Origin of the sequence: Microcoleus sp. S13_B4 (assembly GCF_036700885.1) — a bacterium.
Classification (GTDB): Bacteria; Cyanobacteriota; Cyanobacteriia; order Cyanobacteriales; family Microcoleaceae; genus Microcoleus.
This window is the reverse complement of sequence record NZ_JAUBPU010000043.1, coordinates 20230-41141: the sequence shown is the minus strand read 5'-3', so window position 1 is coordinate 41141 and position 20912 is coordinate 20230. Positions and strand designations below refer to the sequence as shown.

Genomic DNA, 20912 nt, shown 5'->3' with positions numbered 1-20912 from the left:
AGAGGCTAGGGCAGACGATGTGCCTGTTTCCAAACGGGGGAACAACTCAAAAAGTTTAAGCGTCAGCGCTTGGGCGCTCCATAAAATGATGCTGTAAAAGGTCAAAGTTTAAGATTGACGGTTCACAAAGGTTTTAATTTTGGCTTTCACTGGTGGCAAATAACAATAATTAAGAACAATGGACATTAAATTATCAATGGCAACTAATTTTATTCGCAATTTTGTTGAGGCAGGAGATACTGTTTTTGATGTCGGGGCTAACATTGGGCAGAAAGCTGATTTGTATTTAGCTGCTGGGGCGAAAGTAATATGCTTTGAACCGCAACCGGATTGTTTAACTATCTTAACTCAAAAATACCACCAAAATCCCAACGCTGTCATCGTTAATAAAGGGTTGGGCGAGCAAGCCGGGACTATGGAGCTTTCAGTATGTACTGATGCTAATTACATATCAACTTTTTCCAAAAAATGGAAAACCGGGCGTTTTTCCCAATACGATTGGAATCAAACTGTTACAGTCGAAGTTACTACGTTAGATGAGATGATAAAACTGTGGGGGCATCCGCAGTTTTGTAAAATAGATGTTGAAGGATTTGAGTATCAGGTATTAAAAGGACTATCTGTACCAATTCGTTACATCTCATTTGAATTTGCTATTGAATTTATTCAAGAAACTAAAAATTGCATCGATCATCTTAAAAGTCTGGGATATAAGCTTTTCAACATTGCTAAGGGCGAAGCCAGCAATTTAGTATTTTCTGACTGGGTTTCTGATAGCCATCTTTTTAATTATTTAGAGTCTGCTAATGAGGCATTGCTGTGGGGAGATATCTACGCAAAATTTGAGGAATCTCAACATAATATATCAGAGACAAAAACTGTACCCCAAATCAGTAATGAAGTAGCAGTAACGGTAGGCTATCTAGACTTACAGAAGCTTTGCCAGCAATACTCAATTCCCCCGCGAGGTGTACTGCACATAGGCGCTCACGAAGGGCAAGAAATGCAGGAATATCAAGTGATGGGTGTGGAAAAAGTGTTGTTTGTAGAAGCTAACCCATCTGTCTTTGAAAGGTTGAAAGCAAATATAGCAGGAATACCTAATGTGTGGCTGGCAAACTGTGCGGTCAGCAACCAAAACGGCACTGTTAATTTGCGGGTGAATTCCCACGATATGAGCAGCAGTATTCTGCCACTAAAGCTGCACAAGGAAATTTACCCTGGTATGGTGGAGGTTAATCAAGTAACAGTACCGTCGAGAACTCTTGACTCTCTGCTGCAAGAAAGTGGGCTGAACTCATCTGAGTTTAATCTCTTGGTTATTGATATTCAAGGCGCAGAACTTTTGGCTTTGCAAGGCGCAGGGGAAACTCTCAAATATATTGATGCAATCAGTACAGAAGTTAATTGCGAAGAACTGTATGAAGGGTGTGCGTTAATCAACCAAGTGGACGATTATCTGAAGGAATATGGCTTTCAACGAGTAGCAGTGGCAACTCCATCTCATCCATCTTGGGGGGATGCTTTTTATGTCAAAACCACAGTCAGCCTTCCAGATACTGACAATTTGAATTTGAGGAGTTCGCCCGCAAACAACAGGAACAGGGTCGCAATTACCACGAGTATTGCACCGGGAAATATCGAAAATCAGCGGGCCGCTTTAGAAAGCTGGCGATTGCTTGGATTTGACGCTGTTTCGCTCAATAGCCGGGAAGAAATTAGTCAATTGCAGCCCATCTATGAAAATGTTACTTTTCATGAGGTAAAACGTGACGCGCGGGCAGAGGCTGGAAGACCGTTAGTTTATCTTGAGGATCTGTTTATTTATTTGCGCGATCGCGGTACAAAAATTTGTGGTATTGTCAATTCAGATATCCGCCTGAAAGCCGACGGCGATTTAATTTCCTTTATCTGCCAACAGGCTGAAAATGCCGTAGTTTTTGGTTCGCGAACAGATGTTGATTCTCCAGAAAAAGTAGGCGGAAAAATTTACGCTAAGGGGTTTGATTTCTTCTTCTTTGACAAGGAATTATTAAAACAGTTTCCTGATTCCCAATTCTGTTTAGGTCTTCCTTGGTGGGATTTGTGGATACCGCTGATCGCTCAGCAAAAAGGGTTGACTGTCAAATATTTAGAAACGGCGATCGCCTATCATGTCAAACACCCGGTGAATTACATCAACGATTTTTGGCAAAAGATGGGAATTCACTTCACGGGTTTTTTCCAGCCGGATTTGTCCCGGAAATTTCAGGAAATGCTGTCAAATAATCCCAATCAGTTACAAGCAGAACTAACAAGTGTCGCTGTACAAGCTGGGCAAATGATTGACCAAAATCAGCAGATAATTAGATATGAAACTAGCGACCACATCAATTTAGAGCGAGCAGTATTTGAGAAGTCGCAGCCTGTCCCGTCGGCTTTTAAAGTATCTGCGATCGTTTCTACTTACAATTCCGAAAAATTTATCCGCGGCTGCTTGCAGGACTTAGTAGAGCAAACGCTGTACAAACAAGGCCAACTCGAAATCATAGTAATTGACAGCGGTTCCCAAGAAAATGAACAGTCTGTTGTGCGGGAATTTCAAGCGAAATATCCGAATATTGTGTACGATCGCACTTCTGAACGCGAGACATTATATGCCGCCTGGAACCGAGGCATTAAGATGTCGCGCGGAGCTTACATAACTAATGCTAACACCGATGACATACACCGCCCCGATGCCCTAGAATTCATGTCGAAATACTTGGACGAAAACACCGAAGTAAGTCTGGTTTACGCAGATCAATTAATCACCAGCACAGCCAACGATACCTTTGCCAAAACCCAAGCCGAAAAGGGCTGGAATTGGCCAGCCTTTGACTACAGCGAACTCGAAAGGCGCTGCATTATTGGCCCCCAGCCGATGTGGAAAAAATCGCTCCACGAAAAATATGGCTATTTCCGAAGCGAATTTACGGCGGCTGGCGATTACGAATTTTGGCTGCGGATTGGCAAAAGCGAAAACATTGTGCACTTGCCAGAAATTCTCGGCTTGTACTACGAAAATCAACAAGGTTTGCAACATTCATCGCCCATATCGTACCAAGAAACTCGGCAAATATGGGATGAATATGGGATCACTCGCCGAGGTGTAAAACCAGCCACTACAGTACCTGTTTCACTCTCTCCATCACAGCTAAATGCCATCCCCTACCGCACCTCCGCAGAAACACTCGTCAGCGTAATCATTCCCTGCTACAATCACGCAACTTTACTCAGAGAAGCTGTTGAAAGTGTTGTTAGTCAAACTTATCAAAACTGGGAGTGCATAATTGTCAATGATGGCAGCACTGATGATACCAGCAACTTCGCCAAATATTTAATTAAACTGTATCCTCAAAAATCGCTTCGCCTCATAGATAAAGCCAACACGGGGCCCGCTGATTCCAGAAATCTTGGCGTTCAGCCGTCATCAGGAAAGTTTATTTTATTCCTAGATGCTGATGATAAACTTCATCCCAAATTTCTAGAGGAGTGCGTGGAAATTTTATTAGCAAAACCCAATGTTGGTTTTGTCTATACAGATGTGCAGCACTTCGGAGCAAACTGTGATTTAGTTGTTCACGGTGACTTTGATGCCAATCGGTTTTTGAGAGACAATCAAGCCCCTGCAACTTCCCTGTTTAGAAGGGAGATTTACGAGCAAGTAGGTGGATTGAAAAAAGTGATGAAGCTGGGATGCGAAGATTGGGAATTTTGGGTTTCTGCCTATGAAAAAGGCTGGTTAGGCGATCGCTTGCCTAAGCCTTACCTCTATTATAGGCAGCACGGCGACGGCTCTAGCAGAACCCAAAAAATGGCTGGCGATCGCCCAAAATTAGACTTAATGAGAGCCACAATTATTCACCTCCACTCTCAACTTTACAAGCCAGAAGAAGTGCGTTGGTCACAACAAATTTTGCAGCAACACGGCAATTTAATTGCTAATGAGTTAGTTGAATTTAACAAACCCGAACAATTTTTAACTCTGCTGTCCCAATATGTGGGAGAGTATCAAAAAGATCAAGCTAATGAAGTAAACCTCGCTAACATCCGCCAATCCCGGCAGCAACTTGCCAATTATTGGCTGACTCTGCCTGCAGAACAACTGGCAAATGTCTATGCCGGTGATGCAGGTAAGGCGCATCAGCTACTGCTAAACAGCAATATCAAAGATGAAGCGGTGACAGATGCCGATAAGAGTGTTATCGATCGACTAGCAGCACATCTCTCCCAGGGAATTAAAACTCCCAAAGACATTAACTACCTACTAGCAGCCGCCCTCTATCGTCGTGCTGACCAGTTGTGGCTGAACTATGAAAATGCAGCTATACCTAATTGGTTTGTCAACGACTATCTCAAATTTATGTTTGCCGCGCCTACTCTATTTCAAGAAATAGGAGAGGCTGACAATTATTGTCGGTATGTGCAGGGATGGGTCAGTTATTTGCATAGCAATATCTTCAAGAACCAAAACTCACAAGTCTGGCAGGACATCGCCTGGTTTTTCACTCAATGCGCTAACTTTATTCCTCTGTACTTCAATAGTGAAAATCTCAAGGATATCTACACAAAGCGGGCAGATATTATTGAATATGCCATGAAAAATCGTGGCGCTGCGATTGATTGCATTTTTCCGGCTAGACCTGCAAACAGGCAGAAAATTCGCCTCGGTATCCTGACTAAACATTTCGGGGCGATGACGGAAACTTTCGCTACCTTGCCCGCTTTTGAATATCTGAATCGAGAGCAATTTGAAATTATTTTATACGCTCTCAATCTCGACGGTAATAAACTCGAACAGTATTGTCAGAGTCGCGCTGACAGACTGGTGAAACTGTCTAATGACTTGGCAAGTCAAGTTCAGGCGATCCGTGCTGATGACTTAGATATTCTGCTGATTGCTACCAATATTACTGCGGTTACTCATCCGATTAGTTTACTAGCATTGCATCGATTGGCGCGGGTACAAACTACCTGTTTTAATTCTCCCATTACCACAGGAATGCGACACATTGACTATTACATTGCTGGTAAGTTGATGGAACCGACACCTGAAGGACAGGAGCATTATCGCGAGCAATTAGCAACTCTTGACGGGCCTGGTTGCTGTTTTAGCTATACCCTCGAACCTTACACTCCTAACATTAATTTCACTAGAAATAGTATCGGCATTTCCGAGGAATCGGTTGTCTTTATTTCGAGTGCGAATTTGTATAAGCTACTGCCGGAATTAAGGGAAACATGGGCAAAGATTATTGCTGCTGTTCCTAATTCGGTGCTGTTTTTAATGCCCTTCGGCCCTAGCTGGACTAATCATTATCCAGGGGGGGCTTTTGTGAATAATATGAAAGCCGTTTTTGCTAAGTATGGCATTGAGAGTAATCGTTTGCGGGTGTTGAAGAGTTTTCCTAACCGTGCGGATGTTAAAGAAGTTTTGAAGTTGGGGGATGTTTATTTGGATTCCTATCCCTATGCGGGGACTACTTCGCTTGTAGATCCGTTAGAGGTGGGACTTCCAACGGTGGTTAGGGATGGTGATACTTTGCGATCGAGAATGGGGGCAGCGGTGCTACGATCGCTCTCTATGCCGGATTTAATTGCCAATAGCGAAGCATCTTACATTCAGCTAGCAGTTACTCTCGGCACTAACCCACAATTGCGGCAGCAAAAACGGCAGGAAATTCAGCAGAAAATGCAAGCTAATCCCGCTTTTTTTGATAGTGTTGCATACTCTGGGGGGATCGGCAAATTATTCCAAGAACTCTTTGGCCAATGGCAAACCAGCCACCTAGAAGCATCCCGCAGCTTAGAGGATAGCAGCCCCCAGGTAAATTTGGGCGAGAGCCTCTCGAATAACGTCCAACTTTACCAGAGAAATTCATCAAACATCTCAGCAATATCCGAACTGCGTCAAATCCGCAAACAAATCGCTGATTTTTGGCTGAACCTTCCTGCCGAAAACCTCGAAACCGCCTACAGAAGCGCTTCAGGTAACAGCTATCAAATCCTGCTCAAGAGCGGTTTCCAACGTCAACCGATGATCGAAAGCGAACAAATATTTTTGCAGCAATTAACCCAGATTAGCAAAGGATTAGTCCATCCCAAAGCTGTCAACGCCTTGCTCGCGGCGATGCTGTATTTCCCACCGGAAACTATGCGAATTCCCGACGCTCGCAACCGTTTGCCGCACTGGTTAATTGGGGATTACGAACAAGTTTTTGAGACTGAAGCCGCCATCAAGTCTGATTCAAGTTCTGACTTGCTAGCTCAATACATTCAATCCCCGCAATTTGCGAATCAACTGTTAGGATGCGTCAATCTTTACCGCATCGATCCGTCTGACGAATCGATAGTTTTGGAACTTCGCCAAATCAGAAAACAAATGGCTGATTTTTGGCTGAGTGTTCCTTCAGAAAAACTCGAAAACTTTTACCGAGGAGAGGTTCGCAAGGGATATCAAGCAATTCTTAGCTGCGGCTTGCAAGCTGAAGCAATGACTGAAGCCGAACAAAAATTTTTGCAGCAATTGACCGAAATTAGCAAAGGGTTGGTGCAGCCTCAAGCTATCAATGCTCTGCTGGGGGCAATGCTGTATTTTGTTCCGGGAAAAATGCGGGTTCCCGATGCTCGCACCCGCTTGCCCCAGTGGTTGCTTGAAGATTACGAAAAGGTGTTTGAAAGCGCATTTGCGCCAACAGAACCAACACTTGTCAAACAAGATTATCTGCCGCAGTTTCTCAATCAATTAACTGCTGCCCTCAATCTCTATGAAATAGACCCGACGGCTGAATTGGTAATAGCAGATTTGCGGCATATTCGCAAGCAAATTGCAGATTTGTGGCTGAGCGTTTCCGGCGAACAAGTAGAAGTTTTGTACCGGAGCGATTTTGGCAAGGGTTACAAAGCAATGCTGGGCAGCGGGTTTATTAACGAGCCGCTGAATGAGAGCGATCGTGAGTTTTTCAAGTCGTTGGTTGTTGAGTTGAGTAAAGGGTTTGGAACGCCTAAAGCTGTGAATAATTTGTTGGCGGCAATGCTGTATTGTAGCCTTGGACAGTTGCGGGTTCAGGATGCAAATACTTGTTTGCCGGAGTGGTTGTTCGAGGATTACGAGCAGTTTGTTGGGGGTGCGGTTAAAGTGGCTGTTGGGTGATGAAAGGCGCAGGTTTTGAGATTTGGGATTAGTTGCTAATCTCAAATCTCAGGATGGAAACGAATCGTGAAGACGCTTATGACACGAAGGAAGAGAATAGAAGGGAAGAGAGAGATTTGAGAAATCATTGTCCCTAGCCGTAGTAATTTAATTTAACACGAGTTCTGGCTGTTGAGTCTCAAACAAAGGGCGAGTTACCTGACGCACTAGCACTGTTTCTAAACTGCCTTCTACTACATTTTCTGCTTCTATTTCTAACTCGCCCCACAATAGCCGATCGCCTTGATTGGGCATTTTACCTAAATTGTGGATCACGAATCCGGCGATTGTTTGGTAAGCTTGGTTTGTCGGCAGGTTTAACCCGAGTTTTTCGTTAACTGCGGTCACTTCCCAATTGCCAGAAATTAGTGCCGAATGAGCATCTTTTTGAACGATCGTTGCTTCGGAAGGTAACAGCAGGGGTTGAGACTCTTGACTGGTAATCCAACCAGTCAGCAGCCGCACCGTACCGTTGAGAATTGCTAGCAGCGGCCACAGTAATTTGGAGCAGAGTTCGAGGGCCGGCATCAACAGCAAAGCTGTGCGTTCTGGGGCGTGGTTTGCTAATACTTTGGGGATTAGTTCTCCTAAGACTATCTCGACGTAAGTTACTAAGATGAATGCTGCGGGAACTGCGATCGAATGAGCAGTCAGCACGGCCGGGAAATGACCGATAGGCAATTTGTCGATCCACGGTTCGATCCAGTGTACAGTCGCTCCCTCACCCAACCAACCTAACAGCAAACTCCCTGCTGTTGTGCCAGTTTGAGTCACAGACAGGTAATGCGGTATGTTGTTTTGAGCTTGGTGGACGAGTTCGGCGGTTTTAGCAGTTGGGCGATCGTCCAAGTGGGCCAGTTGGCGGATTTGATGGCGATCGGCTGATACTAATGCTAGTTCTGACGCCACAAAAAACGCGATTAAAAGGGTTAAGCCCAGCAACATTGCTAATCTCAGCATTGTTTGAGCGACTTCTATTTCCAGGCAAGTAAGGTTGTTCAAGATAGATCTCTAATATGATAGATGTTTTAGGTTAATTCTTTTATTTTAGCTTGCGCTTCAGATAGGTTGAACGCCCGACATTTCGGATATCCTCACTACCCTTATTCGTAGGTGCGCCGAGGTGCACCTTACCCGTAGAACTTGTGAACTCTTTCTCTTCTCTTCCTTGGTGCCCTTGGCGTCTTCGCGGTTCGTTTTACCTGAGATATTGCACCATTCTCAATTACTTGTTTAGGAACAGGCATCTTGCCTGTTCTTGACAATGATGCAAGATGGGAGTAAAAAAATCCAATTCACAACACCGGAACTCATTGCTGTATCAACTCTCCCTTACTCCCCGGAGCGAGTTAATTTCCGTAAAAGTCTGCACCGGATCGGACTTCAACCCGCCTTGAATGTAATTCAACTTCACTTCTTCTAACAAATCCGACAGCAGCGACTGCAATTCCCCGAGAGTTTTCTCATCTTGCAATTCCCGCCGCAAACTTTGATTAAATTCTTGGCTGAAATTATCTAGAATTTTTCGACCTTTATCGTCTTCGTAAGTAGTAGATACCACATCCACAGCAGTTTGAGCCAAATAATTTGCTAGCTGTTCGGTCATCTCCGTCGGCAAAATGTTAATCGGAGAGAAAGTTTGGACGATTTGATAAAAATCCGACTGTTTGATTGTTGTTTCCAAATTGTGGTGCAGCAATTCTTCCAAATCCGGTTGCACCTGCGGCAAAACTTTGTAAATTGTCAGATCCAAAATCCGCTTGGTAATTTGTTCGATCGTATTTTCCTGATTGACGTGAAGGTACGGCTGCTGCGCCAGCAACATCTGCGCCGCGTCGCCCTGTTTTATCGAACTTTTAGCTTGATTGATAAACCGCACCATCATGTATTCCGACATCGTATTGGCTAAATAAGCCACCGGTTCGTAGGTAACTTGAGCAACTGCGCGATCGAGATTCAGCAAACCCGACTTGTGCAGCCGCACCAATACCGGCAGAATGCGGCACCCCTGCCAAATCGGGATCACCATAAACACCTCGTACCAGCGCCTCAGCACAAAATCAAACCAAGTTACCCCGGGTTTGCGGCGGGTGTGGAACAGACTTTTAATCAAAAATTCCGCCCCAAAAAAACCGATAAAAAAGGTATCAATTCGCCAAAACTGGTCAGGGCTTTTCAAATATTCGGGATTTGGCAAACTTGAATCAATGCCTTTAATCGGGTCATAAATTTTAACTAAACCCGGAAAAAAGCTCTGATAAACAGGTCGCAACTGAAGGTAACTGAAATGAAAAAGCACTAGCAAGAAATTGACCACCGCTACTAATGCGCTCAGTTTGGCCCAAGAAATTGCTTTTTTGGACGATTTTACATCGGTGCTGTTAACAGTTGTGTGGGAATTTGACATAAAAGTAATTTTCCGAACTTGCTAATCGATAAATCTATCTTGTGGCCGAGGCTAAAAAACTCTTAACCTACTAAAATCCCTTGGACGATAAGTATAAGGAAACCAAATGTCGTGAACTTAAAAACAGTCATATCGCTGCTCAAACAAACTTTTACTGAATGGCAAGAAGATAAAGCGCCAACCTTAGCCGCCGCCCTAGCCTATTACACAGTCTTCTCCCTCGCCCCGCTGCTAATTATCGTAATTGCGATCGTCGGTTTAGTCTTTGGTGCAGACGCAGCCCAAGGTCAAATCGTCGCCCAACTCCAAAGTTTAATCGGTAAAGATGGCGCCCAAACTGTCCAAGAACTGATTCTCAAAGCCTCCGAACCCAAGTCGGGAATGATTGCTACTTTAGTCGGCATCGCTACACTTTTGTGGGGCGCTTCCAACGTGTTTACTAATCTCAAAGAAGCCCTCAATACTATTTGGAATGTTTCACCGCCTCCCGGACGAGGCATCTGGGGATTTTTGCAAGACCGCGTATTGTCTTTTGCAATGATTTTAGGTATAGGCTTTTTACTGCTAGTATCTTTAGTCCTTAGCGCCGTTTTAGCTGCCGTCAGCTATTGGTTGAACGGCTGGCTGCAATTACCAGTGGGTATTTGGCAGATTGTGGACTTTGCTATCTCCTTTGGCGTAGTTACGCTGCTTTTTGCCTTAATTTACAAACTTTTGCCCGATGTCCATCTTGCCTGGAATGATGTTTGGATCGGCGCCGCCATCACCTCAATGCTGTTTACGATCGGCAAATCCCTAATTGGAGTTTACCTCGGAGGTAGCGGTATTGCCTCTACCTACGGTGCTGCTGGATCGTTCGTGATTATCCTGCTGTGGATTAATTATTCCGCTCAAATTCTCTTCTTAGGTGCCGAGTTTACCCAAGTTTGGGCTAACCGATACGGCTCCAGAATGCGAGATTCGCGAAACAATCTCCTCAACAGCGAAAATGGGGAATCCTCGGCACGCAAACCTCGCAAGAACTCTTAACATTAGACAAACGGGAAACTTGAGGTTAAACTCGCACTCCGAGTTTGATAGAAGAAGCAAAAAGGAAGAGGGAAAAAGACAGAAGGTGCAAGGCGGAACGAAAGAAAGATTTTGAATGCAATAACTTTGCTTTTTTTTCCCTTGCCCTGTAATATTCGGTCTTCGAGACGGCAGAATTCTACTTTCTCCAAATCCCTACCTATTTATTCAGAGGGGTCAAATTATACCTTCTGCTGACCTCGCATCTCTAGCAGCAAGCTGAAAGCAGGCTCGAGTTAGAGATGGCTAGGAGGTGCGAGTTTTACACCGGCCAGAATCCGGAAAATTACCTTCACCCTCATTCATTTCTATTTAGATTATCTAGAGTTTTAGCTGCTGCACGTCTCTGTCAGCAGAAGGAAGTCGTCTGTCAATTTTTACCTGCAACTTATCCCTGAAGGATGATTTATCGATCCCGCATTTTCACTTTAATACAAATTACCTAGAAGATTCCAGTCCCGGCGGATCAGCCAAAATAGCAGTTTCAATCTTCTCCTAAAAATTTTTAAAATTTTGGTAATAAAGCATGATTTCATCAACTAAAAAACGCATCGCTCTCATCTCCGTAGACGGTGATCCCGCTGTGGAAATTGGCAAAGAAGAAGCGGGCAGACCAAATGTTTACGTGCGTCAAGTAGGAGAATCTCTGGCGAAACAGGGGTGGCAAGTTGATATGTTCACCCGCTCATCCGATCGCCAACAAGCAAGAATTGTACAGCACAGTCCCAATTGCCGGACAATTCGGCTAGTAGCAGGGTCGCAAGAATTTATTTCCGGGGACGAAATTTATGGATATTTACCAATCTTTGTTCAAGAATTTCTGAAATTTCAGTTAGAGTCAGGCTTTCAATATCCGTTAGTTCACACCAATTACTGACTGTCTTCTTGGGTGGGAATGGAGTTGAAAAAATCGCAACCTCTGCTGCAAGTTCACACTTACCATTCTTTGGCAGCAATTAAATACAAGTCGGTTTCGACAATTCCGATGATTGCCAAAACCAGGCTGCAAGTAGAAAAAACACTTCTGGAAACAGCCGATCGCGTGGTGGCTACCAGCCCCCAAGAAAAAGAACACATGAGGTCTCTGGTTTCCTCAAAAGGCAACATTGACATTATTCCCTGCGGTACCGACATTGAACGGTTCGGCTCGATCGCCCGATCGACCGCCCGCCGCCACTTGGGCATAGCCCCCGAAACCAAAGTCGTGTTGTACGTAGGTCGTTTCGACCCCCGCCAGGGCATCGAAACCTTAGTCCGCGCCGTCAGTCTGTCGGCGACGCCCAAAGCCGATTTAAAACTCATAATTGGTGGCGGTTGGCGTGCGGGGGAAAGCGACGGTAAAGAGCGCGATCGTATCGGCAGCATCGTTGAAGAACTCGGCATGAGCGACATTACCAGTTTTCCCGGCGCCTTGAGCATAGACATTCTCCCCGCCTACTACGCCGCGGCCGATGTGTGCGTCATTCCCAGCCACTACGAACCCTTCGGTTTAGTCGCCATTGAAGCGATGGCCTGCGGCACGCCCGTAATCGCCTCCGACGTGGGAGGGCTCAAATATACTGTAGTTCCCCAAGAAACAGGTTTGCTTGCGCCCCCGAAAAATGAAGCAGCCTTTGCCGATGCGATCGATCGCTTGTTACTTAACTCAGTATGGCGCCAGCAACTCGGACACACAGGCCGCCAGCGCGTCGAAACCTATTTCAGTTGGGACGGTATCGCCTCCCAACTGGGTCAACTTTACACTCAACTGCTCGAACAATCGGCCATTCAACTTGACCCGGTGAGCGCTTAGTAGTATCACTTAGTATAGTTGAAGCCAGTTTCCCTTGATCCCTGTTTCACTCATCCGTTCTAACTGGGAACCTTCAACTAGAAGTGATATCAGGAGGTACTCTTGTACGCGCCAGAACATCTGGGAAGCCATCTGCAACCCATTTCAGACATCGAGCTAATTCGCCTGTGGGTGGAGCGCAAATCCCCCCGCAGCAAGCGCTTTAGCTGGCAGGCGGCCAACCGTTTTCGGCTGTTTGTAGAAAAACCGCTGGCAGAAGTGACTCTGACTGATGTCGAGACTTTCGCTGCAGCCATGAGAGCTCGCAAACTTGCACCCGGTTTCTACAAGCAAACCTTGCTAGCGCTGAAATCGCTGTTCGCCTTCGGCCAGCAAACGGGAATCTTGCCCGCAGCCGTCCCTCTGCACGGGTGGCCGGTGTGGCAGCGCAGGCAACTGTCCAAACGCCTCCGTTTTAAACTTTCGTGCACTTTATTAATCTGTTTGTGCTTTTTCTTAGGTCGAATGACGCCGAGACTGTGGGGACAATCAGTCTGGGCAGAAAGCTCACCCACCCCGAAACGCTTGCCGGAAGTTGCGGCCCTCGACTCACCAGACAAAGGAGAGGATAACATGGAGCGCGATCGGGAATCGGAAACTGCCACCCTCAATTCACCAGAGCCCATACAGGATAGCAGATTCGATAGCATCGGCCCGGAACGTCGAGTCAAAGCCTTTCTCGACACGATTGCCACCGCCGAAGGAACCGCTAGCCCCGACGGCTACCGCACCCAGTACACCGGCACGAAATTTGTCAGCTTTCAAGATCATCCCAGGGAAATGAGGTGCGGCCGCCGCTATGGCCAAAAACTCTGTTCCGACGCAGCGGGGCGATATCAGTTTCTCAGCACCACTTGGGACAGATTTGCCAAAAAATTTAGCATCAGCGATTTCAGCCCCCAAAATCAAGACCTTGTAGCTGTAGAATTAATCCGAGAAAAAGGTGCATTAGAAGATATAGAAGCGGGTCGATTGGAGTCAGCAGTCAGAAAACTCGCTTACATCTGGCCTTCTTTTCGGCGTTATGGCGGTTCTGTAGAATCGTCGATGCCCAAACTCGAAGCAATGTACCTGCAAAATTTGGGGATTTACCGACAAGGATTAGTTGTTAGCAATTAGTGAATAGTCCCAGGACGAGTTTAGATTGGGGTTTGGCAATTTTGGATTAAATTTTGACATCCAAAATTGAAAATGAGGGAGTTATGGGTAATGTCGATTCTTCGGAAATTTAAAAATTAGGCTAATTTTCCATCTTCCATGCGAACTATGCGATCGGCAATATCTAAAATTCGGTTATCGTGGGTTACTAACAGAATTGTACAGCCTTGCTCTTTGGCTAATTGCTGCATCAAATTCACCACTTCGCGACCGGATTTGCTGTCTAGGGCGGCTGTTGGTTCGTCAGCTAGAACAATTTGCGGTTGACTGACCAAAGCGCGGGCGATCGCAACTCTTTGTTTTTGTCCTCCCGACAAATCATCTGGATAATAGTTAATCCGCTGTTCCAGTCCTACTAACTCTAGCATTTTTGCAGAGCGATCACGCATTTGGGAACGCGACAAATTCCCGTGAACTTCCAAACCCATCTGCACGTTTTGCAGCGCCGTCAAACTGCGGTGTAAATTGTGCGCCTGAAAAATATAGCCTATTTTCCGCCGCGCCTTTACCAATTGGTCTGAACTCGCTTGGCACATCTCTTTACCGAGAATTTTGAGACTTCCCGATTGACCGGATCTCAGTCCCCCAATCAAAGTTAAAAGCGTGGTTTTTCCTGAACCAGAAGGCCCCGTCATCAGCACGATTTCACCTGCTTTTATTTCGAGATTAATGTCAAAAAGTACCTGTTTTCGCAGTTGGCCTTGACCGAAGTAGTGGTCTAGTTGGTGCGCGGAAACTACAGGTGCAGGAATCTGTAATACGTTGGTTGTTGGGTAGAGAGTAGTATAATTCATATTTTATTGATTTGAGGTTTTAGATTGAAGAATAAACCGCTTTCGTTACAGAAAATGCAGAGATAAAAAGAACAGAATGATGACAAAAAATATGTTTATACTCAGGAATGTCTACCAAATCTGTCTTTAATAACCCCTTTATTCTTTAGTCCGCAGAGACTGACTTCGTTTTTGTAGGATTGATATCAACAGCAGAGTCTTATAAATGGGTTGCTAACTAGGATTTAGTGTTCTTTAGACTCGTTTATTCATTTAAAACATATCTGCTGGATCGGCTGCTTGCAGTTTGCGAGTGGCAATTGCTCCCGAAATAGTACACATTATCACGTTCAAAAGTAATACTATAACTGCTCTAACCAGCGTCATATAAAGGGGTAAATTTGTAGCTTTGCGAGTTAAAGAGTAGAGGCCGAAAGAGACTCCTACTCCCGGCACAAAACCGAGGATGGAAAGAATTAGAGCTTCTTCAAAAACGATGCCGAGTAAATAAACATTGCGGTAGCCCATCGCTTTGAAAGTAGCATATTCTCCCATGTGGTCGCTGACATCGGTTGAGAGAACTTGATAAACAATAATGACACCAACTACAAAACCCATCGCGACGCCTAAATTAAACACAAAGCCGATCGCAGTATTCTTAGCCCAATAGTTTTTCTCAAAATCGATAAATTCTTGTTTGGTTAGTACCTTGACATCCTCCGGTAAGTATGCTTTCAAAACTTGTTGAACTTCCACGGGGTCAGCACCCGGTTGCAGTTGAATTAACCCGGCATTAACACTCGCGGCGTTTTGTCTGGGAAACAGGCGCAGGTAATTTTGATCGCTAGTCATCAAAATACCGTCGGCGGCAAAAGATGCTCCAACTGTGAATAAACCGCTGACGTTAATCGTGCGCCGCTCTACCTCAGCTTTAACGGCTTTTCCTTCAGCGATTTGCGCGATCGTTTTTTGGTAATCTCCCCTAGAAGCTCGATCGAACAACACAGTATCCGGCAATTTAATCGCGCTCAAATTTTGGTTAACTTCTGGAAGCGCAAACGCAGGGTGGTTGGGATTGAAACCGACCACCATCAGCGACGTTTCGCGCCGAGTTTCGGGATTTTTCCAGTTAGCAATTTTCACGTAAAGCGGCTCGGCTGATTTTACGCCCGGTACGTTCATTGCTTGATACAATCTGCGCCTGGGGAAGGAAGACAAATTAATCAAATTTCGCGCTTGGGGGTGAATCAAAACTAAGTCTGTTTGCAAGCTTTGGTGCAGCCGGGTATTGCTGGTGTAAAGCGCATTTTGGAACCCCAACTGCATGAACATCAAAACGTCAGCAAAGGCAATTCCTGCTACTGCAACGAGCATTCGCCCTTTGTCGTGACTCAGTTGCAGCCATCCAAGGGAAGTTCTGCGTCTTAACTGTTCTAAGGGTTTTATTAGTCCAATCATAGGATTTTAGATTTTAGATTTTGGGTTTTGAATTGAAGAAAGCGACCCTGCGGTTTAAGACTTATTAATCTTTAATTTCCCCGATCGCCACTTTGACTTGCAAATTGGTTAATCCCGCTACTTTCTGGCTGGAAGCTTCATCTAAGCGCACTTTTACTTCCACAATTCCACTATCAATATTCGCAGAAGGATCGGTGTTAACAATGTTTTGCCGCTGCACTTGCAAACCAATATGTTCGACAGTTCCCCGCAATTCGCCGGTCAAAGCATCGCTAGTAATTTTGGCGGTTTGTCCGAGGCGTACTTTGTCCACATCGCTTTCGTAGATTTCCGCAACAGCCAGCATCTCGCGAGTCTGTCCCAGTTCGACAATGCCGTCGTTTCCTACCCTTTCCCCCGGATGCGTGTGAATTTTCAGGACTTGGGCGTCTCTGGGAGCACGGATGTAAGCTAGATCCAGATTGGCTTTGGCTTGTTTGGCTGCTGAAGTGGCGGAACTGACTTCGGCGGCGGCTGCTGCTATGTCAACGGGACGCACTTCGGCGATGCGATCGAGATTTGCTTTGGCTTCGTCGATTTGCTGGTGTCGAGATTGCTCAACTTGGCTGAGTTTGGCTTGCGCTTCGTTAATCTGCTGTTGGCCCGATTGTTGAATTTGATTTAGTTTGGCTTGGGCTTCGTTAATTTGTTGTTGGCGGGATTGGCGAATTTGATTCAGTTTTGCCTTTCCTTCGTTGATTTGCTGTTGGGCTGTTTCGGCCGCGAGGCTTTTGCTGTCGCTAGTTGAAGCGGAAATTGCTCCCTGTTCATACAGTTGGGAGTAGCGCCGATCCTCGCTTCTGGCGTTGCGGAGTTCGGCTTGTAGACGGGCAAGTGTGGCTTGTTGGGTTTGAATTTCTCCTTGCTGTTCGGCCCTCAAGCGCGCAATTGTGGCTTGTTGCGCTGCAATGGAGGTGCTGCGATCGACTTCTAGACGCGCAACGATCGCCTGTTGCGCTGTGATTTCGTTGCTGCGATCGACTTGTAAACGGCTAATAGTCGCTTTTTGGGCTTGAATTTCCCCGTTTTTGGCTCCAGCTTTCACTTTTGCTAGATTAGCCTGCGCGACGCGCACTTGTTCTTGAGCTTGGTCGAGGGCTGCTTGCAGGCGATCGCGGCTGTCCAAAATTGCGATCACTTGACCTGTTTTCACCCTGTCTCCCTCTTTGACTAAGAGTCGATCGATCCGGTTTCCTTCCGCCGCACCGGAGGCGGAGACTTTAATTACTTCTCCTCTGGGTTCCAGTCGCCCCAAGGCTGTAACTGTCGTTAATTGGGATGCTGCGACGGCTGCTGCTGCTGCGGCTACTGCATTGGGATCAGGTATGCGCGATCGCCAGATCGTGTAGCCTGTGATTCCCCCTGCGGCCAGGGTTGCTACTGCTGCCACAACTAGGAGTTGTTTAACTAGGGATGGAGTTGAGGATAAGCCGTCTGCTGTTGGTTGGTGTACCATGACATACCTCTTTTTGAGGAATAAAACTAAACCGTTTAGTTCTGATATGTTTTAATACTAAACCGTTCAGTATAATGATGTCAAGATCCCAAATAAAAATTACAGAAGCAAGGTATGGCAAGGACAAAACCGATCGAATCAGACACAGCAGCAAGTGACAAAACCGAGCAAATCCTGCAAGGTGCGATGCAAGAATTTTTAACCCACGGCTACGCGGGGACGAGTATGGACAAGGTAGCGAAGACGGGAGGAGTTTCCAAAGCCACGGTTTACAGCTATTTTGCAGATAAAGAAGGATTATTCGTTGCCTTGGTACAGCGGCTGGCGCGAGAAAAAGTCTCTTTTATAGTTCTGGATGAAGAACCGGCCGTAGCGCTGCGATTCGTTGCCACAACTCTATTAGAGCAGGTGACGCAGGAACCTGAATTTCTCAATTTTGTGAGGTTAGTGATTGCGGAGTCGGGGCGTTTTCCCCAGCTAGCGCAGACTTTTGTGAAAAACTTAGCTAAACCGGGTATCGATCGGCTTACTCAATATTTGGCATCGCATCCAGAGTTAAAATTGCCCGATCCGGAGGCAACGGCGCGGATTTTTATTGGATCGCTGGTATATTTCCAGTTAACGCAGCATATGATGCACGGCAAAGATATTATTCCAATGGAGCGCGATCGACTCATCGACGGTCTGCTGCACTTGATTTTAGGCCGGCAGTCCAATTCCTAAGTGCGATCGGCAAAATTTAGGAATTTTATTTGAGAGCGATCGCAGCCATAAAGAGCGAGATCCCTTTATGGCTGCGATCACAGGTTTTAGTCCGGTGTTTTTCCGAACCTGTCCCTCAATTCATCAGCCGATAACTGCGGCAGTTGTTCTACAAACAATGTCAATTCTGCTACAGGCAATGCCAATAAATTAGTAACGGCTGTAGGCACAAGATCGCCCAATTCAGGCGATCGCGTTTGCAACGCACTTTCAGCTAACAATTTAACCGCTGCTTCCCGCCCAGCTTCATCCACTGTCAGCATCGATATTGCCAGCAATAGCACTGTAAATTCCGCCGCAGCCAACTTTGATATTGGGGATAGAAAAACTGTCATTTTTCGACTTAATTCTCCAAATCTAACTCGCAGAAAGTTTTCTAAGATTAAGCGCTGTTGTTCTTGTCTGCCTCGTTCTAGTCCTCGTTCTAGTCCCCGTTCTAACCCTCGTTCTAGTCCTTCTTCTAGTCCCTGTTCTAGTCCTTCTTCTCTAGCTTGTTGCTGTGCTGCTTGTATTTGTTGTTGAAAAAGTGGTGCAATGGCCATAATTAACTCCCGCTCTTCTGGCTCTAATTCTTGTGGCGCATCGGTTACTAAATTTGACTGTAACCGATACAGCAATTCTAGCGCGATAATCCGCAACGGATCGTCGGCAGCTAAAGCGCTTAATTGGGAAATAGCCCTTTGCTGCACTCCCCCTTTGCCCAAAATCCTCAACGACAGGGTTTCTGGAGTTTCTGGCAACTGGTGAATCGCCACAATTGCCGTCCGCAAAGATTCACCCAAAAAATAGATTCCCTGCATCCAATTCTCTGTGTCTGGTATCGCATTAAAGCTATCTACCAATGCTTTCGATGCTGTGGGCATCAAAATCCACAGTTTGGGTAACTGAGCGTCATCATAGCGAGTATTTTCTCTCCTAAATTTTCGCTCCAACTCACCTCGCACATCCAATAACTTGCCCAGACAGCTACAAATTTCGCTGACGTTTGCCGGATTGCGAAACGGTTCAAAAATTGCAGTTGTTTTTGCCATTTTTCCCAACAATCCCAGGGTTTCTGAGTATTCGGGAATTGCGGTACTGGGAGTGAAATAAACATCGATTTCTCGGACTTCGGAAGTGACATCGCGGCCGATATTCACCGTTCCGATCGGCGACAGCAATTCCTCCAGGTATTCTTTGGCAAAAAGATCGTGAATAAATCGCGTCATATAAATTATTTTAAACACTAAAGAGATTTTTTAGCCGTTTTCTCACCCATTCTACAGGATTTTCATCCTCTTCTGCTGCATCTACTAATTCCATTTCTCGCAATAATTGCTGTCTCTCGCTTAGCTCTTCTTTGTGTTTGACTATTTCTTGAATAATCTGTTCAGATAAATCAGGTCGTTCAGTTAAAACCTTCTGGAAACCTTCTTTATTGATTGCAAACAAAATTGTTTCTTCTAAAGCTCTCACCGAAGCAGTTCTCGGTATTCCCAACATCAAAGAAAGTTCCCCCAGAAACTGACCAGTGGTGAGGTTATTCAGGTGTTTGTCAATAGCTTCAACAAAAACTTCGACTGAACCTGAAAGAATCATGTAAAAAGCATCTCCAGGGTCGTTTTCGTGAAATAAAAATTCTTGCGCTCGCAGCCGTTTGCGGTATCCAACTTCAATCAATTGCCGCAATTCGAGATCCGTCAGATTTTTAAAGTATTCCACCTCTCGCAGCAAACAGCTAAGGGACGATTGCTTTTTCATTTCTTCTACAAAAATCGGCATTTTTTGCTGGTTTGCAGAGGAAGTGTTCCTGATTTCAATAGGAGTTTCTTTTTGGTTAAACATTGACAACAGAACTTCGGGATTTTGCAAATAAATTTCTCTGTTATTGAAGGGGAAGTCAATTTTATGTTGGCGGAAATTGTATTCAATCGCAAAATTCAAAGAACTTTTAATTAATTCTCTTTCAGTCGGCCTGTCCGTCCACACTAAAAGTTCAAATTTAAAACTATCATCACCAAACTCCACAAACAATACTTTCGGATTAGGTTCGTACAAAACTCCCCCTTCCGCGTAAGCAATATTCAACAGAGTTTCGGTCACTAACAGCGGGTTACTATTCTCGGCTACTTCTACGGGAACTCGCAGACAGAGTAGCGAGTTTTCGTAACTCCAGTTAACAATTTTGTTGCTAATCATTTTGCTGTTGGGAACTATGACGCTGGAGTCATCATTAGTTTGGATGATGGTCGATCGAATCGAGATTTTTTTGACAATTCCCATTAATCCTTCTAATTCCACAAAGTCTCCGACTTTCACGGGTCTGTCTAAAAGCAGCGTTAAGCCACTGACAAAATTAGTTGTCAAATCTTGGATTCCGAAGCCAATCCCGACTCCCAGTCCCCCCGCAACTACTGCAAAAGAAGCGAGGTTGAAGCCAATGCTTTGGATGGCGACGATACCCCCCAAAGCGACTATTAAATACCCAATAATTACGGCGATCGCTTCCCGGTTTCCCTCGTCAATTCCCAGTCTAACGAGCAAGCTTTCTTTAAGAAAATTCGTAAAAGCTCGCGATATGACGAGGACAGCCATGAACAATAAAATCAGTTCCAAAAGGGACTGCAGAGATACAGGATTATCACCTATTTTAAATAGGGTTGCTGTAAACATTTGGATGATTTTGAGCAAGAATTCTTCGGGTATTGTATTCAAGTTAAATCCAGGGAGTAATAATTTTTTTTCAGATTTTAAGCTTATGGTAATAA

At 45.3% G+C, this 20912-nt stretch carries 11 protein-coding genes and 1 pseudogene; 5 read left to right on the top strand and 7 right to left on the bottom strand.

Annotation, left to right across the window (positions count from 1 at the left end):
* Positions 1 to 196: 196 nt before the first annotated feature.
* Positions 197 to 7174 (top strand): FkbM family methyltransferase, encoded by a 6978-nt coding sequence (locus tag QT994_RS19865; RefSeq protein WP_333177393.1) that lies wholly within the window; start codon positions 197 to 199, stop codon positions 7172 to 7174.
* 147 nt (positions 7175 to 7321) lie between these two features.
* On the opposite strand, the gene QT994_RS19860 is transcribed toward QT994_RS19865, so the two are convergent.
* Both QT994_RS19860 and QT994_RS19855 read right to left on the bottom strand, forming a co-directional pair.
* Positions 7322 to 8215: a CNNM domain-containing protein gene (locus QT994_RS19860; protein ID WP_333049485.1), complete on the bottom strand. Its 894-nt coding sequence runs from the start codon at positions 8213 to 8215 to the stop codon at positions 7322 to 7324.
* 319 nt (positions 8216 to 8534) lie between these two features.
* Positions 8535 to 9620, bottom strand: coding sequence for a hypothetical protein (locus QT994_RS19855; protein ID WP_333049484.1), 1086 nt, complete (start codon positions 9618 to 9620; stop codon positions 8535 to 8537).
* 111 nt (positions 9621 to 9731) lie between these two features.
* On the opposite strand from QT994_RS19855, the gene QT994_RS19850 reads away from it, so the two are divergent.
* From QT994_RS19850 to QT994_RS19840, 3 genes and pseudogenes are all read left to right on the top strand, one after another.
* The gene (locus tag QT994_RS19850) at positions 9732 to 10649 is read left to right on the top strand and encodes a YihY/virulence factor BrkB family protein (RefSeq protein WP_333049483.1); all 918 of its coding nucleotides are present in this window, start codon (positions 9732 to 9734) and stop codon (positions 10647 to 10649) included.
* Positions 10650 to 11214: 565 nt separating this feature from the next.
* Positions 11215 to 12480, top strand: a pseudogene (locus tag QT994_RS19845) (glycosyltransferase).
* 102 nt (positions 12481 to 12582) lie between these two features.
* The gene (locus tag QT994_RS19840) at positions 12583 to 13638 is read left to right on the top strand and encodes a glycoside hydrolase family 104 protein (protein ID WP_333177389.1); all 1056 of its coding nucleotides are present in this window, start codon (positions 12583 to 12585) and stop codon (positions 13636 to 13638) included.
* Between the two features lie 116 nt (positions 13639 to 13754).
* Here the strand turns inward: QT994_RS19840 and QT994_RS19835 are convergent, their stop codons facing one another.
* The 3 genes from QT994_RS19835 to QT994_RS19825 form a co-directional block, all read right to left on the bottom strand.
* Positions 13755 to 14471 carry a DevA family ABC transporter ATP-binding protein gene (locus QT994_RS19835; protein WP_333177387.1) on the bottom strand — a complete coding sequence of 239 codons (717 nt, stop codon included), beginning with the start codon at positions 14469 to 14471 and terminating at the stop codon, positions 13755 to 13757.
* 252 nt (positions 14472 to 14723) lie between these two features.
* Complete coding sequence (devC, locus tag QT994_RS19830; RefSeq protein WP_333177384.1) at positions 14724 to 15908, bottom strand: ABC transporter permease DevC; 1185 nt, start codon at positions 15906 to 15908, stop codon at positions 14724 to 14726.
* Positions 15909 to 15972: 64 nt separating this feature from the next.
* The gene (locus QT994_RS19825; protein ID WP_333177381.1) at positions 15973 to 17403 is read right to left on the bottom strand and encodes an HlyD family efflux transporter periplasmic adaptor subunit; all 1431 of its coding nucleotides are present in this window, start codon (positions 17401 to 17403) and stop codon (positions 15973 to 15975) included.
* Between the two features lie 114 nt (positions 17404 to 17517).
* On the opposite strand from QT994_RS19825, the gene QT994_RS19820 reads away from it, so the two are divergent.
* The gene (locus QT994_RS19820) at positions 17518 to 18126 is read left to right on the top strand and encodes a TetR/AcrR family transcriptional regulator (RefSeq protein ID WP_333049562.1); all 609 of its coding nucleotides are present in this window, start codon (positions 17518 to 17520) and stop codon (positions 18124 to 18126) included.
* Between the two features lie 86 nt (positions 18127 to 18212).
* Here QT994_RS19820 and QT994_RS19815 read toward each other — a convergent pair whose 3' ends face one another.
* Both QT994_RS19815 and QT994_RS19810 read right to left on the bottom strand, forming a co-directional pair.
* Positions 18213 to 19373 carry a flagellar assembly protein H gene (locus tag QT994_RS19815; protein WP_333177379.1) on the bottom strand — a complete coding sequence of 387 codons (1161 nt, stop codon included), beginning with the start codon at positions 19371 to 19373 and terminating at the stop codon, positions 18213 to 18215.
* 10 nt (positions 19374 to 19383) lie between these two features.
* A complete protein-coding gene (locus QT994_RS19810) occupies positions 19384 to 20859 on the bottom strand; it encodes a mechanosensitive ion channel domain-containing protein (RefSeq protein WP_333177377.1) in 1476 nt (491 codons plus the stop codon).
* Between the last annotated feature and the right edge of the window lie 53 nt (positions 20860 to 20912).

Bases quoted from the DNA above. Each gene is read 5' to 3' on its own strand.
- QT994_RS19865 (WP_333177393.1), top strand. From the start codon at position 197: ATGGCAACTAATTTTATTCGCAATTTTGTTGAGGCAGGAGATACTGTT.
- QT994_RS19855 (WP_333049484.1), bottom strand. From the start codon at position 9,620: ATGTCAAATTCCCACACAACTGTTAACAGCACCGATGTAAAATCGTCC.
- QT994_RS19835 (WP_333177387.1), bottom strand. From the start codon at position 14,471: ATGAATTATACTACTCTCTACCCAACAACCAACGTATTACAGATTCCT.
- devC (WP_333177384.1), bottom strand. From the start codon at position 15,908: ATGATTGGACTAATAAAACCCTTAGAACAGTTAAGACGCAGAACTTCC.
- QT994_RS19825 (WP_333177381.1), bottom strand. From the start codon at position 17,403: ATGGTACACCAACCAACAGCAGACGGCTTATCCTCAACTCCATCCCTA.
- QT994_RS19820 (WP_333049562.1), top strand. From the start codon at position 17,518: ATGGCAAGGACAAAACCGATCGAATCAGACACAGCAGCAAGTGACAAA.
- QT994_RS19815 (WP_333177379.1), bottom strand. From the start codon at position 19,373: ATGACGCGATTTATTCACGATCTTTTTGCCAAAGAATACCTGGAGGAA.